General features: G+C 60.6%; 14 protein-coding genes. 10 read left to right on the top strand and 4 right to left on the bottom strand.

What is annotated here, in order from left to right:
* Nucleotides 1-14 precede the first annotated feature (14 nt).
* From treS to UL81_RS02455, 7 genes are all read left to right on the top strand, one after another.
* The gene (treS, locus tag UL81_RS02485; RefSeq protein WP_046453220.1) at nt 15-1,523 is read left to right on the top strand and encodes a maltose alpha-D-glucosyltransferase; all 1,509 of its coding nucleotides are present in this window, start codon (nt 15-17) and stop codon (nt 1,521-1,523) included.
* 127 nt (nt 1,524-1,650) lie between these two features.
* Entirely contained in the window at nt 1,651-3,267 is a 1,617-nt protein-coding gene (locus tag UL81_RS02480) for an acyl-CoA carboxylase subunit beta (protein WP_035106728.1), read from the top strand.
* 101 nt (nt 3,268-3,368) lie between these two features.
* On the top strand, nt 3,369-4,655 hold the full coding sequence (locus UL81_RS02475; RefSeq protein ID WP_081961543.1) for a metallophosphoesterase family protein: 1,287 nt from the start codon (nt 3,369-3,371) through the stop codon (nt 4,653-4,655).
* Nucleotides 4,656-4,694: 39 nt separating this feature from the next.
* A complete protein-coding gene (locus UL81_RS02470) occupies nt 4,695-6,227 on the top strand; it encodes an acyl-CoA carboxylase subunit beta (protein ID WP_035106726.1) in 1,533 nt (510 codons plus the stop codon).
* 12 nt (nt 6,228-6,239) lie between these two features.
* Complete coding sequence (locus tag UL81_RS02465) at nt 6,240-6,464, top strand: acyl-CoA carboxylase subunit epsilon (protein ID WP_035106713.1); 225 nt, start codon at nt 6,240-6,242, stop codon at nt 6,462-6,464.
* Nucleotides 6,464-7,081 (top strand): Maf family protein, encoded by a 618-nt coding sequence (locus UL81_RS02460; protein WP_035106711.1) that lies wholly within the window; start codon nt 6,464-6,466, stop codon nt 7,079-7,081. Before UL81_RS02465 ends, UL81_RS02460 begins: the two co-directional genes overlap by 1 nt.
* Before the next feature lie 20 nt (nt 7,082-7,101).
* Nucleotides 7,102-7,524 carry a DUF3151 domain-containing protein gene (locus UL81_RS02455; RefSeq protein WP_046453219.1) on the top strand — a complete coding sequence of 141 codons (423 nt, stop codon included), beginning with the start codon at nt 7,102-7,104 and terminating at the stop codon, nt 7,522-7,524.
* A gap of 112 nt (nt 7,525-7,636) precedes the next feature.
* Here UL81_RS02455 and UL81_RS02450 read toward each other — a convergent pair whose 3' ends face one another.
* Together UL81_RS02450 and UL81_RS02445 are read right to left on the bottom strand one after the other, a co-directional pair.
* Complete coding sequence (locus UL81_RS02450) at nt 7,637-8,161, bottom strand: DUF4282 domain-containing protein (protein WP_035106709.1); 525 nt, start codon at nt 8,159-8,161, stop codon at nt 7,637-7,639.
* 151 nt (nt 8,162-8,312) lie between these two features.
* A complete protein-coding gene (locus UL81_RS02445) occupies nt 8,313-9,374 on the bottom strand; it encodes a Cj0069 family protein (RefSeq protein ID WP_035106707.1) in 1,062 nt (353 codons plus the stop codon).
* Nucleotides 9,375-9,746: 372 nt separating this feature from the next.
* Between UL81_RS02445 and UL81_RS02440 the strand changes: the two genes are divergently transcribed.
* The 3 genes from UL81_RS02440 to UL81_RS02430 all read left to right on the top strand — a co-directional run bounded on the left by UL81_RS02440 (nt 9,747) and on the right by UL81_RS02430 (nt 13,123).
* Nucleotides 9,747-10,613, top strand: a complete 867-nt coding sequence (locus tag UL81_RS02440) for a sulfurtransferase (protein ID WP_035106705.1) — start codon at nt 9,747-9,749, stop codon at nt 10,611-10,613.
* A gap of 159 nt (nt 10,614-10,772) precedes the next feature.
* Nucleotides 10,773-12,542 (top strand): acetyl/propionyl/methylcrotonyl-CoA carboxylase subunit alpha, encoded by a 1,770-nt coding sequence (locus tag UL81_RS02435; protein ID WP_035106703.1) that lies wholly within the window; start codon nt 10,773-10,775, stop codon nt 12,540-12,542.
* Nucleotides 12,543-12,568: 26 nt separating this feature from the next.
* Nucleotides 12,569-13,123: a GNAT family N-acetyltransferase gene (locus tag UL81_RS02430; RefSeq protein WP_035106701.1), complete on the top strand. Its 555-nt coding sequence runs from the start codon at nt 12,569-12,571 to the stop codon at nt 13,121-13,123.
* A 144-nt stretch (nt 13,124-13,267) separates the two neighbouring features.
* Here UL81_RS02430 and UL81_RS02425 read toward each other — a convergent pair whose 3' ends face one another.
* Nucleotides 13,268-16,699, bottom strand: a complete 3,432-nt coding sequence (locus UL81_RS02425; RefSeq protein WP_035106699.1) for a pyruvate carboxylase — start codon at nt 16,697-16,699, stop codon at nt 13,268-13,270.
* A 94-nt stretch (nt 16,700-16,793) separates the two neighbouring features.
* Nucleotides 16,794-16,973: a hypothetical protein gene (locus tag UL81_RS02420; protein ID WP_035106698.1), complete on the bottom strand. Its 180-nt coding sequence runs from the start codon at nt 16,971-16,973 to the stop codon at nt 16,794-16,796.
* Between the last annotated feature and the right edge of the window lie 477 nt (nt 16,974-17,450).

Below are 17,450 nucleotides of genomic sequence, written 5' to 3'. Positions count from 1 at the left end.
AGGAAGGATCTCCAATGAGCTGGCACGACAACGCAGTGTTCTACCAAGCCTTAGTAGGTAGTTTCCACGACCACCAAGGCGAAGGCGTGGGCACCTTACGCGGTGTGATTGCCAAATTGGACTACCTCAAATGGCTCGGCATCGATTGCTTGTGGCTCTCGCCTTTCTACGCTTCCCCGCTGCGTGATGACGGCTACGACATCGCCGACTACTTCGACATCCATCCCGATTACGGCACGATGGACGACTTCGACGAGCTCGTCGAGGAAGCCCATGCCCGCGGCATTCGCATCATGACGGACCTGGCGCTCAACCACACCAGCGACCAGCACCCGTGGTTCCAAGCTTCCCGCAAGGACCCGGACGGACCCTACGGCGACTACTACGTCTGGAGCGACAACCCGGACCGCTACCCGGAAATCCGCATCATCTTCACCGATGTGGAAACTTCCAACTGGGCCTGGGATGAGGAGCGCCAGCAGTACTACTTCCACCGTTTCTACTCCCACCAGCCGGACCTCAACTACGACAACCCGGCCGTGCACGAGGAAATCTTTAAGATCATTTCCTTCTGGATGGACAAGGGCCTCGACGGCTTCCGCCTCGATGCAATTCCCTATCTCTACGAGCGCGATGAAGTCGGCGGTGAGTCGCTGCCGGAGACGATTGAGTTTATTGAGTCAATTCGTGCGTTCATCGATAAGCACTACCCCGAAGCCATCATGATTGCCGAAGCCAACCAGCCCCCGGCGGAGACCATGCAATTTTTTGGCGAGGGCAATCGCTTCCACATGGTGTTTAACTTCCCGCTCATGCCGCGGATTTACCAGGCGATGGCGATGTCGGATGCCACCCCTATCTACGACATCCTCGGTGAAATGCCGCCGCTGCCGAAGGGCTGTGCGTGGGGCAATTTCTTGCGCAACCACGACGAGCTCACCTTGGAGATGGTGGATGCGGCTAATCGCGAATTGCTTTACGATGCCTACCTGCCCCACGAAGGAATGCGTGCTCACGTGGGCATCGCTAGGCGTTTGGCACCGTTGATGCAGCATGACCAGCGCCGCATCGAGATGCTCTATGCATTGCTGCTGGCCCTGCCGGGTGCCCCATTTTTGTACTACGGCGATGAGATTGGCATGGGTGATGCCCCGCAACTGCCGGACCGTTATGCCGTGCGCACCCCGATGCAGTGGGAACCGGGCCCGGGTGCAGGATTTAGTACTGCCCTGCAGACCCGCCGCCCCATCGTCGGTGGCGAAGGCACCTCCGTGGCCGAGCAGCGTGACGATGCCCATTCGCTGCTCAACCGCGTGCGCGAACTAATTGCAGCGCGCAAAACCTCGCCCGACCTACACGATGCCGAACAGGACATGGAACTGGTCGAGACCGGCGAGAAGGCCGTCTTCGGTTTCCAACGCGGTAAGACGCTGTGCCTGTTCAACTTCTCCGAGGAACCAGTGGACTTAGGGCCGGTGGAGTTGGATGCTTTTGGCTACGCGTGGGTGCCAGTGGAGGCCTAGACACGCCACAGACAGAGAAAAATGTGAGGGATTATTCACGTTTGACCAGCGGAAACTAGTTTTGTGATGGAAATCACTTTGCGCAAATGCTGTACGCGTAGGCTAAAAGTATCTATGATTCCAAAACATGACCATTTCCTCACATTTGCCGGAACTCGATAGCTTGAACGACGTCACGACCACCGCGGAGAAAATCGCGGAACTGAAACGTCGGCGTGCCGAGGCCAAAGCGCCGATGGGCGATGCTGCCCACGAGAAGGTGCACGCCGCCGGTCGACTCACCGCGCGCGAACGCTTGGATTACCTGCTCGACGAGGGTTCCTTCGTCGAAACGGACATGCTGGCCAAGCACCGCACCACCGACTTCGGCATGGGCGCTAAGCGTCCGTCCACCGATGGCATTGTCACCGGCTGGGGCACCATCGATGGCCGCGAAGTCTGCATCTTTAGCCAGGACGGTACCGTCTTCGGCGGTGCGCTCGGTGAGGTCTATGGCGAAAAGATGGTAAAGATCCAAAAGCTCGCCGTCACCACGGGCCGCCCCCTGATCGGCCTGTACGAAGGTGCCGGTGCCCGCATCCAGGACGGTGCGGTCTCCCTGGACTGGATTGCGCAGACCTTCTACCAGAACATCGAAGCATCCGGCGTCGTCCCGCAAATTTCCGTCATTATGGGCGCGTGCGCTGGTGGCAACGCCTACTCCCCTGCCCTGACCGACTTCGTGGTCATGGTCAAAGAAAAGTCCAAGATGTTCGTCACCGGCCCGGACGTCATCAAGACAGTCACCAGCGAGGAAGTCACTCAGGAAGAACTCGGTGGCGCTGATATCCACATGGCCCAGGCTGGTAACTCCCATTACACCGCGTCCTCCGACGAAGACGCCCTGGATTGGGTCCACGACCTGGTCGGCTTCCTGCCGTCGAATAACCGCCAGCGCTCGCCTTTCGAGCCTTATCCGCAACTCGACGAGGAAACCGCCGACGACCTCACCCTGGATACCCTCATCCCGGATTCGCCGACCCAGCCTTATGACATCAAGACCGTCATTGAGGCCATCACCGATGACGGCGAGTACCTGGAAATCCAAGCCGACCGCGCGGAGAACGTCGTCGTGGCTTTCGGTCGCATCGAAGGCCAGACCGTTGGCTTCGTGGCCAACCAGCCGCAGGTCCTCGCCGGCTGCCTGGATATCGATTCCTCCGAGAAGGCCGCACGCTTCATCCGCACCTGCGATTCCTTCAACATTCCGCTGGTCCTGCTTGTCGATGTCCCCGGCTTCCTCCCTGGCACCTCCCAGGAGCACGCCGGCATCCTGCGCCGCGGTGCGAAGCTGCTCTACGCCTACGGTGAGGCCACCGTCCCGAAGATCACCGTCACCCTGCGCAAGGCCTACGGCGGCGCGTACTGCGTGATGGGCTCCAAGGGCTTGGGCGCCGACGTCAACCTGGCGTGGCCGACCGCGCAGATTGCCGTGATGGGCGCTGCCGGTGCCGTGGGCTTCATCTACCGCAAGGAAATCAAGAAGGCCCAGGAAGGCGGCATCGATGTTGCCGAGCTGACCAAGTCCTTCGAGCGCGAGTACGAAGACCAGATGCTCAACCCGTATAAGGCCGCGGAGCGCGGACTTATCGACGCAGTCATCCTGCCTTCTGAAACCCGCACCCAGATTGCCAAGAACCTGCGCCTGTACTCCGACAAGAATGTTGCTCGCCCGGCGCGCAAGCACGGCAATATTCCGCTCTAAATTATTCGATAAGTATTTACTTTCTGGTCATCCCAGCGCTACCCCAGGGGCTTAATCTCTCCCAGTGACTGATTAATCCCTCTGTATATAAGGAGAGCACTGTGGCACTGTCCCGACGTAATTTCTTGGCCTCCAGCTCACTGCTGGCGGCCGCAACAACCACCGCGGTGGCGTCAACTTCCCCCGCTATCGCGGCGCCGCTAGCTGCCGCTCCTCAGCTAGCGGCGAAAGACAACTCCATAGAACTCAATTTTGACCGCTCTGGAGCATTCAAGGTCATCCAGTTCAACGACACCCAGGACAATCACCTCACCGATACCCGCACCATCGAGTTCATGGGCAAGGTACTCGATGAGGAAAAGCCCGGGTTCGCGTTGATCAACGGCGATGTCATCAACGGCGATCCTTCCACCGCGGAGGAGGTCTACCAGGCGATTAACAACGTGGTTCTTCCCATGGAGGAACGCGGCATCCCGTGGGCGTTGACCTTCGGCAATCACGACGAAGATTCCGCTGAGGACAACAACACCGGTGTGCGCCATGCGCAGATGGTGGAGTTCATCCGCAGCTACCGCCACAATTGCAACGCCCCGGCTGAAACTGGTGGCTACGGCGCATCCAATACGTTGCTCACGCTTCACGATGCCCACCGCCCCCGCTTCGCCTTCTGGCTTCTGGACTCCGGTCGCTACCGCCCAGATGAACTAGGCGGCCAGAACGCCGAGGAACTGCCCAGCTACGACTACATCCACCCGCAACAAATCCAGTGGTATACCCAGGCATCCGATGCCCTAGCCGAGCAGGCTGGCCACACCATCGAAGGACTTATGTTTTTCCACATCCCTACTTTTGAACACCGCGACATGTGGTTCGGCGGGCCGTACAACGACGGCCTCATCGACCACAAGCGCGCTGTGGAAACGCATGGCATCGTCGGCGATAAGAACGAAGACGTCTACGTCGGCGCCTTTAACTCCGGTATCTATGCCGCCGCCCAAGCCCGCGGCGATATCCGCGGTATGTACTGCGGGCACGACCACATCAACACCTACATGGGCAACTACTTCGGCATCGAGCTCGGCTACGGCCCCGGCACCGGTTTCGGCACCTACGGGCTTGCCGATGGCACCCCGAAACAACACACCCTGCGCGGCGCCCGCGTCTTCGAATTCAACGCGAATGACGCCGCCGTCTACACCGGCACCCGCACCGTCTTCGCCAAAGACCTAGGCGTTGACATGTCCATCATCCGCCAAGAACTCGACGCTCCCGCAAAGTTCCCCGGCTACGTCCGCATCCCCGGGGCCGCCTCGCACCCAGATGCAAGTTCCGATAATCCAGGTTCATCGCTATCATCCAGCGGAAGTTCCACTGGAAGTTCCCGTTGATTGCTGCGATAAGAGAAAGGGCTTGTAGACTCGAGCACTATGACTGATCCGAAAACCACTGCTGGGAAGATCGAGGGGCTGGCCCGCCGCCTCGAGCAGTCGCGTGCCCCGATGGGGTCGCAGGTTCTGGAAGATACCCACTCCGCAGGTCGCCTCAGCGCCCGTGAGCGCGTGGAGGCTCTCGTCGATGCCGGCTCTTTCGTCGAAACTGACGCCCTGGCGCGCCATCGCTCGACCGCGTTTGGTCGCGAGCACGACCGCCCGTATACCGATGGCATTATCACCGGTTACGGCACGGTCGAAGACCGCAAGGTCTGCATTTTTAGCCAGGACGCTACGGTCTTCGACGGCACTTTAGGCGAGGTTTACGCTGAAAAGCTCGGCAAGATTTATGAGCTCGCCATGAAGACTGGTGTGCCGGTCATTGGCCTGTATGAGTCGACTGGCCCACGTGTGCAGGAGGGCATCGTCACGCTTGCTGGCTACGCACGCACCCTGGCGCAGATTACGCGCGCCTCCGGCCTGATCCCGCAGATTAGCGTCGTTGTTGGTGATACCTCTGGTGCGGCTGCTTTTGCGCCCACGCTTGCCGATGTCCTCATCGTCACCGAAGGCACCAACCTCCACCAAGCTGCCGGTCACATCGCCGGTGCGGAGCCTGCCGAGTACGGCAGCGCCGCCGTCCACGCGAACGCGGGTACCGCGCACCTGGTGGCCGAGGACGACAAGCAGGCCGTATCGCTGGCCCGCGATATTGCGGCCTACCTGCCGGCCAACAACCGCGCCGAGGCCCCGCGCGTGGCTGCCGAAGTTGCCGAAGGTTCCATCGCGGACAACATCGGTGAGCGCGAGCGCCCACTGAACGCGGTTATCCCGGACAACGCTGCTGAGGCCTACGACATGCGCGAGGTCATCAACACCGTCGTGGATCCGGATACCTTCTTTGAGCTCTCCGCCCAGGCGGCGGAGAATATGATCACCGGCTTTGCCTACATCGAAGGCCGCGTGGTCGGCATCGTCGCCAACCAGCCGCTGGTGCTGGCCGGCGCGATTGATTCGGCTGCCTCGGAGAAGGCCGCGCGTTTCATCCGCACTTGCGATGCCTTCAACACCCCGGTGATCCAGTTCGTTGACTCCCCCGGTTTCGTGCCGACGCCGGAGGAAGAAAAGTCGGGCCTGCTGCGTCGCGCGTCGAAGCTGGCGTTCGCGCAGGCTGAGGCCACCGTCGGTACTCTGACTGTGATTACCCGCAAGGCCATCGGTCCGGCCTATGTCTTCATGGGCGCTAAGGACCTCGGCGCAGACTTGGTCTACGCCTGGCCGACCGCGGAAATTGCAGTGACCCAGGCCTCCCAGGCAGCACTCGCCATCTACGGCGACGATGCCGACGAGCAGCGCGAGGAAGAACTCGCCGAGCAGTTCCTGCATCCTTATGCTGCAGCAGAGCGTGGCCTGGTCGATAGCGTCATCGAGCCAGCCGCAACGCGTGGTTATCTCGCTGAGGCCCTGCGTCTGCTCGAGCGCAAGATCGTGTCCCAACCGCCGAAGAAGCACGGCAACATCACCCTCTAAAAGGAGCACAACATGTCCGCACCCGCTTTCCAGATTGTTAAAGGTTCCCCGAGTGACGCTGAGGTCGCCGCACTGACCATGGTGTTTACTCAGCTCTCCCAGCAGGCCCGCGCCCAGGCTGCCGGCGCTGGTGTGGGCGAACGCAACCTCTGGGGACGGTTGGAAGATCGCTACAGCCAGTACGGCGCGCAGGAGGTCTTCAACCCCTCTGCGTTTCGTAACGTGCGCTACTACTAATGCGGATAGTTCTCGCTTCCCAGTCGCCTTCCCGGGCGAGCATCCTGCGCTCCGCGGGCGTGGAGCCTGTCCTGCGGCCTGCCGATGTCGACGAAGAGACCATCCAGGCAGAACTTGCCGGCCACCCTCCCGCGGAGATTGTCGCTGCCTTAGCCACTGCCAAAGCCGAAGCGGTGGCTCCGGACGTTGCCGGAGCCACCGAGGGTGATGGAGACACCGTCATCATCGGCGGGGATTCCATGTTGCTGCTCGACGGCGAACTCCAAGGCAAACCGCACACTGTCGACAACACCATCGCCCGCTGGCGTGCCCAGGCCGGCAAACAGGCTGAGCTGCTCACCGGTCACTGCGTCATTTACGGCGACCAGCGCCACGTCGAGACCGCACGCACGGTGTTGCGCTTTGCGCCGATTAGTGAGGTGGACATCGCAAAGTATGCTCGCTCCGGTGAGCCACTGCAGTGCGCAGGTGCCTTTACGCTGGAGGCCCTGGGCGGTTGGTTTATCGACCGTATCGAGGGCGATCCCTCCTCGGTCATCGGGCTGTCGCTGCCGGTGGTGCGCCGTGCGCTGTATAGCTTCGGATTCAATGCTTCGGACTTCTGGGAGAACTCCTAGCTTGCAGGTAGGCTGGCGCCATGGAAATTAACGACATGTTAGCCCCTGACCCGATTCGTCTGCCTGCCGATCCTGGTGCCGACTCCACCGACGACCTGCAGGCTGGTCTTATCGGGCACCCTAATTCCCCACTGCTGTGGGCACTGCTCGCCGAGAAGGAACTCGAGCGCCTGCGCTCCGATGAGGCCCTGCCGACCGCGTACATCACGGCTTACGCTTATGCCCGCACCGGCTACCACCGCAGCCTGGACCGCCTGCGCGCCAACGGCTGGAAGGGCTGGGGCCCGGTTCCGTTCTCCCACGAGCCGAACCAGGGCGTTCTGCGCGCCATCGCCGCACTCGCCCACACCGCACAGGCCATCGGCGAGGACGATGAGTACGACCGCCTGCGCCAAATGCTTTCCGATGCCGACCCCGACTCCGTCGCCGCCCTCCTCGACTAAAAATCCACCCCGCGCCTACTGAACTTGAACTAGGCCCGGGGTGTTTTCGTACCACTTTCTCTTTTCGCGAGCAGGTTTTCGCCTACTTCGCGTTAAACTGCGACACCCTGCGCTACATCTTGTTGTGCAACTGTCCGGAGATATCGGAGCTGTTCTGTGCGATGCGAATGAGGGCAACAATTCCTTCGAAGAACACTCGCGAGCCAAGAATCCAGAGCCAGGCCGGAATCCATCCCGCAACTATGACAAGCAGCCAGAGGAAGAACATCACGACGCCACTGCCGAAGTCATCGAACAATAGCTGCACGAAAGCTACGAAAGTAAACAGGATGAAGGCGAGCCACACCACAACCGCCAGGGCGATGCTGATGATGTAAAGAATCCGCACCAGACCAATGGTCATGAAATTCTTAAACTCAAAGTCCCATAGGCGTTCAAAAAGAACACCGTGGCGCACGTGCCTGTTGAAGAACTTCTTCACGCCTGATTCGTTCGAGTCAGGCGCATTATTTGGCGCAGTAGTGGTCGTCGTCGAGTCTGCCTGCTGCGGTTGCTCGGCTTGCTGCGCTGGCTGCTGCGGCTGCTGGAATTCTTCCGGGATGCCCCAGGAATACGGCTCAGAGTTGTTCTCCGCCATGAGTGAACCCTTCTCATTCGGGAATAGAGATTGAACGTTGATTCACACTACTAATTTTTCTTCTTCCTGGCGCGGGTTTCGTTAAGCCTTCCGCCGAAGATCGCGAAAGCGGCCAGTCCGCAGACTGACCGCTATGCGGGAAGTAAAATCTTTAAGCGTTCTTCTTTTCCACGCGAGAGATTGCTTCAGCGGCAACCTTTTCCTGGATGCCCATGTCGAGCTCAGAGGTGAAGCCGACGCAGGAGCAGTTGATCTCGCCGAGAACGTAGGTGTCCTCGCCGTCTTCGCCGTCGGCAAGCATGAAGTCAGCGGTCCAGATTAGCGGAACGTCGTCGGTATCGCCCAGCTTGTCGGCGATGACCGGGCGAGCCTTTTCGAACATCTCGAGCAGCTCCGGCCAGGACTCCGGCTTGTCGTAGGTGTACTTTGCACCGGAGAACAGGGTTGCGGAGAAGCTGTCGCCGCCCTCAGCCGGCTTCTTGTGGACGATGAAGACCGGCTCATCGCCAACGAGCAGGATGCGGATTTCGCCCTCGACGATGCGCGGCATGAAGCACATATCGACCAGCATGCCGTTGTCGCCGATGATGTACTGGTCACAGAAGTCCATGAAGTCGCCCAGCTTGTAGTCGTGGGTCTTGTTGTCCACGGCCTCGGTGCACTTCAGTTCGGTGTCCAGCGGCAGGTCGGTGCCCGGCTCAACGGACTGAGCCAGGTCAGCATCTGCCAGACGGACGCGCCAGATGCCCTCACCGGTGGAGCCACGGTTCTGCTTCAGAACGCGCTCACCGTAGGACAGGGTGTTCGGGAAGGTCTTGTGGAAGTCCTCGACCTCGTAGTATGCGGCGGTGTCTTCCGGAACCAGCGGGGTGTCGTTCAGCTTGACCAGGGCGTCCTTGGCGCCGTAAGCCATCATGTCAGCTGGGGTAGACATGCCAACCAGGCCTGCATCGGCAAGCTTGGTGAGCAGCTCGAAGTAGCCCTTCTCGCCACCTGGGATGTTGCCCGGGTTCACACGAGAGATGTAGGCGTCGAAGTTCTCAGAAACCTTGGTGTAGATGTCATCAGCGTTGTCCGGGTGGAAGTAGATGACCTCGGAGTGCCAACCCGCGTCCTTGATGGCGTTGACAATTGGCATCGTGTCCTTGCGGTGGCCGTCTGCGCCCTTGTCGGAGCCGCCTTCAACCTCAAATACGACGATAGCTTTGTGCACTGCTTTTCCCTTTCCTTCGGTGCGGGGTCGAAGGGAGGGCACCTCGCGCACCCTTCCCCATACTTTTAAACATATCCCAGGTGTAGCAATCTCGCCGCTTGATTAACCCCGCCTTAAAACTGCCTTAAAATCGCCGCTCACAGGCCCAAAATCGCCCTGGACTGCACACTTGTTATAACCAGCACCGCATAGACCATACTTAGCGGGGTAAAATGTATCCAATCCCACAAATTAGGACCCTTCGTGATCACTTTTAGAAAATCGCGATACAGTAGGTAGCTAAGAAAACTAACGCGCGACGTGGCCAATTGTTCTTTTAGATGGCGCCGCGCCTTCAACAAAACAAACCCAACCACGAAAGGCAGACGAACCGTGGCAGAGTTCGACCCCCATCCCCCATTTCAGGAATATGCCGAGCCCGGCAAGTTAGTCTCCGCGCCGTGGTTATCCGCCCGCCTGGGCATTAACGGTTTGCGCGTCATTGAGGTCGATGAAGACGCCCTGCTTTACGATATCGGCCACATCCCCACCGCCACCCGCATCAACTTCCAAAATGAACTGATGGACCCGGTCACCCGCGACATCGTCGACGGCGAGGCTTTTGCCCAGCTGATGTCCGAGAAGGGCATTCGCCGCGAAGACACCGTCGTGCTCTATGGCGATAAGTCAAACTGGTGGGCCACCTACGCGCTGTGGGTCTTTGAAAGCTTTGGTCACCCGGATGTGCGCCTGCTCGACGGCGGCCGCGATGCCTGGATGAGCGAAGAGCGCGATACCTCTTACATGGTCCCGGAGCACCCGACTAGCGATTACCCGGTCGTCGAGCGTGACGATGCCGCCCACCGCGCCTTTGTCTCCGACCTACTCAACAACACTGATGCCACCATCGTCGATACCCGCCCACCTGAGGAATACGCCGGCCAGGCCACCGAGCATTCCGCCCAGGGCGATTCCCCTTATGGCACCACCATTCGCCACGGCCACATCCCGGGCGCCATCAACCTCGAGTGGGACCGCGCGACCTATCCGAACGCCTGCTTCCGCCGCCTAGAAGATCTCAAGACCAACTACGGCGCGCTCACACCGAGTGATGAGACGATTTTGTACTCGCACGTCGGCGCGCAGGCCGCCCACACCTGGTTTGTTCTAAAGTTCCTCATTGGCTTCGACAACGTGCGCACCTACGACGGCTCCTGGGCTGAGTGGGGCAACATGGTTCGTATGCCGATCGAGCGCTAAAAAGCACTAAACTAGGTTCCAACACGCCGAACACGACCCGCATCGCCGCAGGTGCGGGTTATTTTTCTGCACAAAATTAGAACTTGACGGTTTACTCATGTTTGAATGTGTAAGAATAGTGTGCAGTCCAATAGTTCAAGAAACAGGAGGGTTCCTGCCGTGGCAGTAGAAACCAAGAAGATCACCAAGGTGCTCATTGCTAACCGTGGTGAAATTGCAGTCCGCGTGATCCGCGCGGCACGCGACGCCGGCATTGCCTCCGTTGCGGTATACGCCGAGCCTGACGCCAAAGCACCATTCGTTGCGCTTGCCGACGAAGCCTTTGCCCTCGGCGGCCAAAACTCTGCCGAGTCCTACTTAGTCTTCGACAAAATCCTTGACGCCGCGCAGAAGTCCGGCGCCGATGCCATCCACCCGGGTTACGGCTTCCTGTCTGAGAATGCCGATTTCGCGCAGGCAGTTATCGATGCCGGCCTGACCTGGATTGGTCCCTCCCCGCAGTCCATCCGTGACTTGGGCGATAAGGTCACCGCGCGCCACATCGCACAGCGTGCCGACGCCCCGATGACCCCGGGCACCCAGGAGCCGGTTGCCGATGCCGCCGAGATCCAGGCCTTTGCCGACGAGCACGGCCTGCCCGTGGCTATCAAGGCTGCCTTCGGCGGTGGCGGCCGCGGCATGAAGGTTGCCCACACCCGCGAAGAAATCCCGGAGCTGTTTGAGTCCGCTACCCGCGAGGCCGTTGCTGCCTTCGGCCGCGGTGAGTGCTTCGTGGAGCGCTACCTCGACCGCGCTCGCCACGTTGAGGCCCAGGTGCTTGCCGATCAGCACGGCAACGTCGTCGTCGCTGGCACCCGCGACTGCTCCCTGCAGCGTCGTTTCCAGAAGCTGGTCGAGGAAGCCCCGGCTCCGTTCCTGACCGATGAGCAGCGCTCCACCATTCACGAGTCCGCCAAGCGCATCTGCCGCGAAGCTGGCTACTTCGGTGCCGGTACCGTCGAGTACCTCGTTGGTTCCGACGGCCTGATTTCCTTCCTCGAGGTCAACACCCGCCTGCAGGTTGAGCACCCGGTCACCGAGGAAACCACCGGCCTGGACTTGGTCCGCGAACAGTTCCGCATTGCTGAGGGCGAAGAGCTCACCTTGAGCGAGGACCCGGCACCGCACGGTCACTCCATCGAATTCCGCATCAACGGCGAGGATGCCGCCGCAAACTTCATGCCAGCTCCTGGCACCGTCACCGCCTACAGCGAACCGGCAGGCCCGGGCGTCCGCGTTGATTCCGGCGTAACCGCTGGCACCGTCATCGGCGGCCAGTTCGACTCCATGCTGGCCAAGCTCATCGTCTCCGGCCCGGACCGTGAGACCACCCTGCGTCGTGCAGCACGTGCCCTGGACGAGTTCCAGGTCGAGGGCCTGCCGACGGTCATTCCTTTCCATCGCGCCATCGTCGACGACCCGGACTTTGCTGCCCCGGAGGGCAACTACCGCGTCTACACCAAGTGGATCGAAGAAGAGTGGGATAACCAGCTGCCTGCTGCGGAGCCTGCTGCCGATGCCGACGACGAAGAAGTCCTGCCACCGCAGAAGTACGTCGTTGAGGTCGACGGCCGCCGCATCGAGGTCGCCCTGCCAGGCCACCTGGTACTCGGCAACGGTGCTGCTCCGCGCAAGAAGAAGAAGCGTCGTTCCGGCGGTTCTGGTTCCGCCGCATCTGGCGATGCCGTCGTGGCACCGATGCAGGGCACCGTCATCAAGCTCAACGTGGAAGAAGGCCAGGAAGTCGCCGAGGGTGACGTCGTGGCAGTTCTGGAAGCGATGAAGATGGAAAACCCAGTCAAGGCTCACAAGTCCGGCACCGTATCCGGCCTGAATGCCAGCGAAGGCGGCCAGGTCCACAAGGGCGATGCCCTCATGGAAATCAAGTAGCAGGATTTATCGGTAGGTTGGAGTCTATGACTATCAACGACTCCACCATCGGTGTCCGCCTAGCCACTGACGAAGATCGCACCTACTTTTCGCGTCTGCTCTACCTCGCCAACGTCTTTGGCGACGAGCAGTCCGAAATCAAAGACTGCCACCTTCCAGACTTGGAAACCTACATCGATGACTGGTCCCCGCGCATCGACGGCGGCGTGATCGCCCTGTCGGACTTCAAAGTCCCGGCTGGTGGTACGTGGCTGCGCTACTTCACCGGCGAACGCAAAGGCGATGCCTACCTCGCCAACCCGGAGAAGGACTCCACCGACCAGTCCCACTGGGCCACGAAGTACGACCCGGAGTCCATCCCGGAGCTGTGCATCGCAGTAGAGCGCCGCTATGCCGGCCTCGGCGTCGGTGCCCAGTTGCTGCGCAACGTCTGCGACCTCGCCGCTGAGCAAGGCGCCCCCGCCATTGCGCTGTGGGTCGATTCCGAGAACGACCGCGCCTCCCGCCTCTACCGCAAGGAAGGCTTCGAACCCATCGAGGTCGAAGGCCAAAAGCCCGGCCAGATGGTCAAGTACCTCTAAACAAACCTCAAGCCCGCGTCACCATCATCCGGTGCGCGGGCTTTCTGCTGCCCTCTAAGTCCCAGCGAAACGCCAAAAGCCCGCGGCACCGAGGTGGTGCTCGCGGGCTGCTACGTAAGTGCGGGCTAGGGCTTACTTCGCGCCCTACTTGATGACAGCGATGAGGTCGCCGCCTTCAACCTTGGTGGCCTGGCCGATAGCAACGCGCTCGACGACGCCATCCTTGGTGGCGGAGATGGAGGCTTCCATCTTCATGGCCTCGATGACGGCGATTTGGTCGCCGGCCTTGACCTCGTCGCCAGGCTCTGCGGTCGGGTTGACCACACCAGCGAACGGAGCGGCCACGTGGCCGTCGTTGGACGGATCAGCCTTCTCGACGGTGGCGACGGTGGACTCGACGTTGTTGTCGCGGACCTTCATCGGGCGAATCTGGCCGTTGACGTTCATGACAACGTTGCGCATACCCTTCTCGTCCGGCTCGCCGACAGCGTCCAGGCGCACGACCATGGCGTTGAGCTCGGAGCGGTCGGTGGAGTCCTTCGGGAAGAAGTGCACAACCTTCTCCTCGCCCTCGGTCAGACCGTAGAAGAACGTGGTGTCGGTGAGAGCCTCGGTGTTGCCGTACTTACGACGGAACTCGTTGAACTCCTCGAACTGCTTCGGGAAGAGCAGACGGTTCAGGCTGTCACGACGCTCCTTGGAGTTGTCGGAATCCAGGTGCTGAACTTCTTCTTCCGGAACCTCGGTGATCTGTGCGCCGGTTTCTGCACGACCGTCCAAAACCTTGTCGCGCAGCTCCGGCCAGCCACCCGGAGGGGTACCGAGCTGGCCACGCAGAAAGGCGTTAACGGAATCCGGGATGTCGTACTTGGTCGGGTTGGCCTCGAAGTCAGCCGGGTCGACACCTGCACCCACCAGGTGCAGCGCCAGGTCACCGACGACCTTGGAGGACGGGGTCACCTTGGTCGGGCGGCCCAGCATCTCGTTTACTGCGGCGTAGTTGTCCTCGATGACCTCGAAGCGGTCGGCCAAACCCAGGGCGTCGGCCTGCGCACGCAGGTTGGACAGCTGGCCACCCGGAATCTCGTGCTTGTACACGCGGCCGGTCGGGCCAGGAATACCGTTTTCGAACGGAGCGTAAAGCTGGCGGACAGCCTCCCAGTATGGCTCCAGGTCGGAGACCGCCTGCAGGTCCAGGCCGGTATCGCGGTCGGTCTGGGAGAACGCAGCGACGATAGCGGACAGCGACGGCTGGGAGGTGGTGCCTGCCAGCGGTGCGGAAGCGCCATCGACAACGTCGGCACCGGCCAGCGCAGCCGCGTAGTAGGTAGCCAGTTGGCCACCAGCGGTGTCGTGGGTGTGGACGTGGACCGGCAGGTCGAATTCCTTGCGCAGGGTGCTGACCAGCTTGGACGCAGACTCCGGACGCAGCAGACCAGCCATGTCCTTAATGGCCAGGATGTGGGCACCGGACTCGACAATCTGCTCTGCGAGCTTCAGGTAGTAGTCCAGGGTGTAGAGGTCTTCCTTCGGCGAGCACATATCGCCGGAGTACGCCATGGCCACCTCAGCCACGGTGGTGTTGGTCTCCAGGACGGCGTCGATGGCCGGGCGCATCTGGGAAACATCGTTAAGCGCGTCAAAAATGCGGAAGATATCCACGCCGGACTTGGCTGCCTCCTGCACAAAGGCACGGCAGACCGAATCCGGGTACGGGGTGTAGCCGACGGTGTTGCGGCCGCGCAGCAGCATCTGGATGTTCTGGTTCGGCATGGCCTCACGCAGCAGGTCCAGGCGAACCCACGGATCCTCATGCAGGAAGCGCATGGCGACGTCGTAAGTTGCACCGCCCCAGGCCTCCACGGAGAACAGCTCCGGGGTCATGCGGGCCACAGCCTCAGCGGCAGAGACCAGCGCGGTACCACGCACGCGGGTAGCCAGCAGGGACTGGTGAGCATCGCGGAAGGTGGTGTCGGTGACAGCCAGCGGCTTCTGGTCGCGAATCTTTTCTGCCCACGCCTTCGGGCCCAGCTCCAGCAGTTCGTCGCGGGAACCGCGCGGCAGCTCAGCGTTCTTGTCCAGCTCCGGCAGCTTATCGAAAGGACGCAGCGCAGTCGGACGGTCACCATTCGGCCTGTTAACGGTGACATCAGCGATGTACTCGACGATACGACCGGACTCATCGACAGCCGGCGGTGCCTTCAGCAGGTCAGCGTGGTCGTTGATGAAGCCGGTGTCCACGCGGGTGCCGGTGAAGTCCGGCTCACGCAGCAGGGCGCGCAGGAAGCCGATGTTGGTGGCCACGCCGGAAACGTGGAACTCATTGAGCGCACGCTGTGCACGGGCGACAGCCTGCTCGAAGTTCTTGCCACGGCAGGTCATCTTCACCAGCAGGGAGTCGAAGTTCGGGGAGATTTCCGCGCCGACAGAGGTTGCGCCGTCGAGACGCACGCCTGCGCCGCCCGGCGAACGGTACGCGGTCAAGGTACCGGTATCCGGACGGAAGCCATTGTTCGGGTCCTCGGTGGTGATACGGCACTGCAGGGCCGCACCGGTCAGGGTGATTTCATCCTGCACCAGGCCAAGGTCCTCCAGGGAAGCACCGGCAGCAATCTGCATCTGGGACTTCACGATGTCCACACCGGTGACCTCCTCAGTCACCGTGTGCTCCACCTGCACGCGCGGGTTCATCTCAATAAAGACGTGGTTGCCGCGCTCATCCACCAGGAACTCGACGGTGCCGGCACCCTCGTAGTTGATGTGCTCACAGAACTTCACGGCATCTGCACAAATGCGGTCGCGCAGTTCCGGATCCAGAGTCGGTGCCGGAGCAATCTCGACGACCTTCTGGTGACGACGCTGCACCGAGCAGTCACGCTCGAACAGGTGAATAACGTTGCCCTGGCTATCGGCCAGAATCTGGACCTCAATGTGCTGCGGCTTAATCACTGCGGTCTCGAGGTACACGTGGCCATCGCCAAATGCTGCCTCAGCCTCGCGGGACGCCTCGGCACACTTCTGCTTTAAGTCCTCTGGCTTTTCGATGAAGCGCATACCACGGCCACCGCCACCAGCAACCGCCTTAACGAAAACCGGGAAGTTGAAGTCCTTGGAGTACTCCTCCAGCTCATCCACATCAGTCGACGGCTTGGAGTCCTGCAGGGTCGGCAGACCAGCTTCTTCAGCAGCGGTTACAGCAGCTGCCTTGTCACCGGTCAGATCCAGAGTCGATGCGGTCGGGCCAATGAACTTGATACCCGCCTCATCACACGCACGTGCCAGGTCAGCGCGCTCGGAGAGGAAGCCGTAGCCCGGGTAGATAGCATCCGCGCCCGACTTCTTAGCAGCACGGATAATCTCTTCGATATCGAGGTAAGCCTTAACCGGCTGGCCCTCCGCACCGATGCGCACTGCCTCATCCGCAAAAGCGCGGTGGAAGGAGTTGCGGTCCTCGCGGGGATACACAGCAACGGTAGTAGCACCGGTCTCAAAAGCTGCACGGAAAGCACGGACAGCAATTTCACCACGGTTTGCTACGAGAACTTTGTTAAACGCGGGAAGCGCAGATACAGACACTTCGGGAAGGTCCTTTCAATTACGTCAGCAGGTTGCAAAGCGCTCAAAGTGATAAGCGGCGCAACGGGCCAGGACGGGTGATACACACCTCAGATTAGTTGCCCAGAACCAAAAATTCTACCAGTTTTATCGCCCGATTTTCCGATTCCACCCTCCCCACCACCCGCCAATCTGCAAAGTTTGCAAATTTACGAAGCTTGCCCAGCACTGCTTTACGACGCCCTCCCAGCCCTCCTTCAACCACCAAGCCTTTAACCACCAAAAGCTCCCCCATTTGCCCGCATGCCTCCTCCAACCAGCCCGAACGTCACCCGGCTGCCATTTCACCTCGCCGCAACCAAATACTCCATACGACCCCTGCCGCCACCCTGCGAACCTGGCCCACGCAATCCCGCAAACCAGCTACCTACCCGTGAAGTACCCCCTCCCCCGGCGCGAAGAAAAACGTCAATCGCAAGCCATAAGAACCGCCCTCACCTCACCCCAATTAGGGCAAGCAACACCGCCCTCCGCGGCTCTCAACCTGAGAAGTACAAAATGACCACCGGTGAAACAACTAAGCATTGGTGAGATTTCTAGTCGCGGCCCGAGCAATCAGCGCAACACTCGGGTGAGTTTTGACCCCATCTCACCGCCAGATTAAAAAAGCCCATCCCCTATTAGACTGAGTTTCTAGCCCTGAGGTTCCCGGATCGGTCGAAATTGAGGACAATCCCACTTTTCCTTGCCTAGCTGGGCAAATGCCGCTTAT

The sequence above is a fragment of the Corynebacterium camporealensis genome (assembly GCF_000980815.1).
Taxonomy (GTDB): Bacteria; Actinomycetota; Actinomycetes; order Mycobacteriales; family Mycobacteriaceae; genus Corynebacterium; species Corynebacterium camporealense.
This window is presented reverse-complemented; position numbering and strand designations above follow the sequence as displayed.

Coding starts and splice junctions, on each gene's coding strand:
- UL81_RS02465 (WP_035106713.1), top strand. CDS start 6,240: ATGTCCGCACCCGCTTTCCAGATTGTTAAAGGTTCCCCGAGTGACGCT.
- UL81_RS02420 (WP_035106698.1), bottom strand. CDS start 16,973: ATGGGGGAGCTTTTGGTGGTTAAAGGCTTGGTGGTTGAAGGAGGGCTG.
- UL81_RS02430 (WP_035106701.1), top strand. CDS start 12,569: ATGACTATCAACGACTCCACCATCGGTGTCCGCCTAGCCACTGACGAA.
- UL81_RS02455 (WP_046453219.1), top strand. CDS start 7,102: ATGGAAATTAACGACATGTTAGCCCCTGACCCGATTCGTCTGCCTGCC.
- UL81_RS02470 (WP_035106726.1), top strand. CDS start 4,695: ATGACTGATCCGAAAACCACTGCTGGGAAGATCGAGGGGCTGGCCCGC.
- UL81_RS02460 (WP_035106711.1), top strand. CDS start 6,464: ATGCGGATAGTTCTCGCTTCCCAGTCGCCTTCCCGGGCGAGCATCCTG.
- UL81_RS02450 (WP_035106709.1), bottom strand. CDS start 8,161: ATGGCGGAGAACAACTCTGAGCCGTATTCCTGGGGCATCCCGGAAGAA.
- UL81_RS02480 (WP_035106728.1), top strand. CDS start 1,651: ATGACCATTTCCTCACATTTGCCGGAACTCGATAGCTTGAACGACGTC.
- treS (WP_046453220.1), top strand. CDS start 15: ATGAGCTGGCACGACAACGCAGTGTTCTACCAAGCCTTAGTAGGTAGT.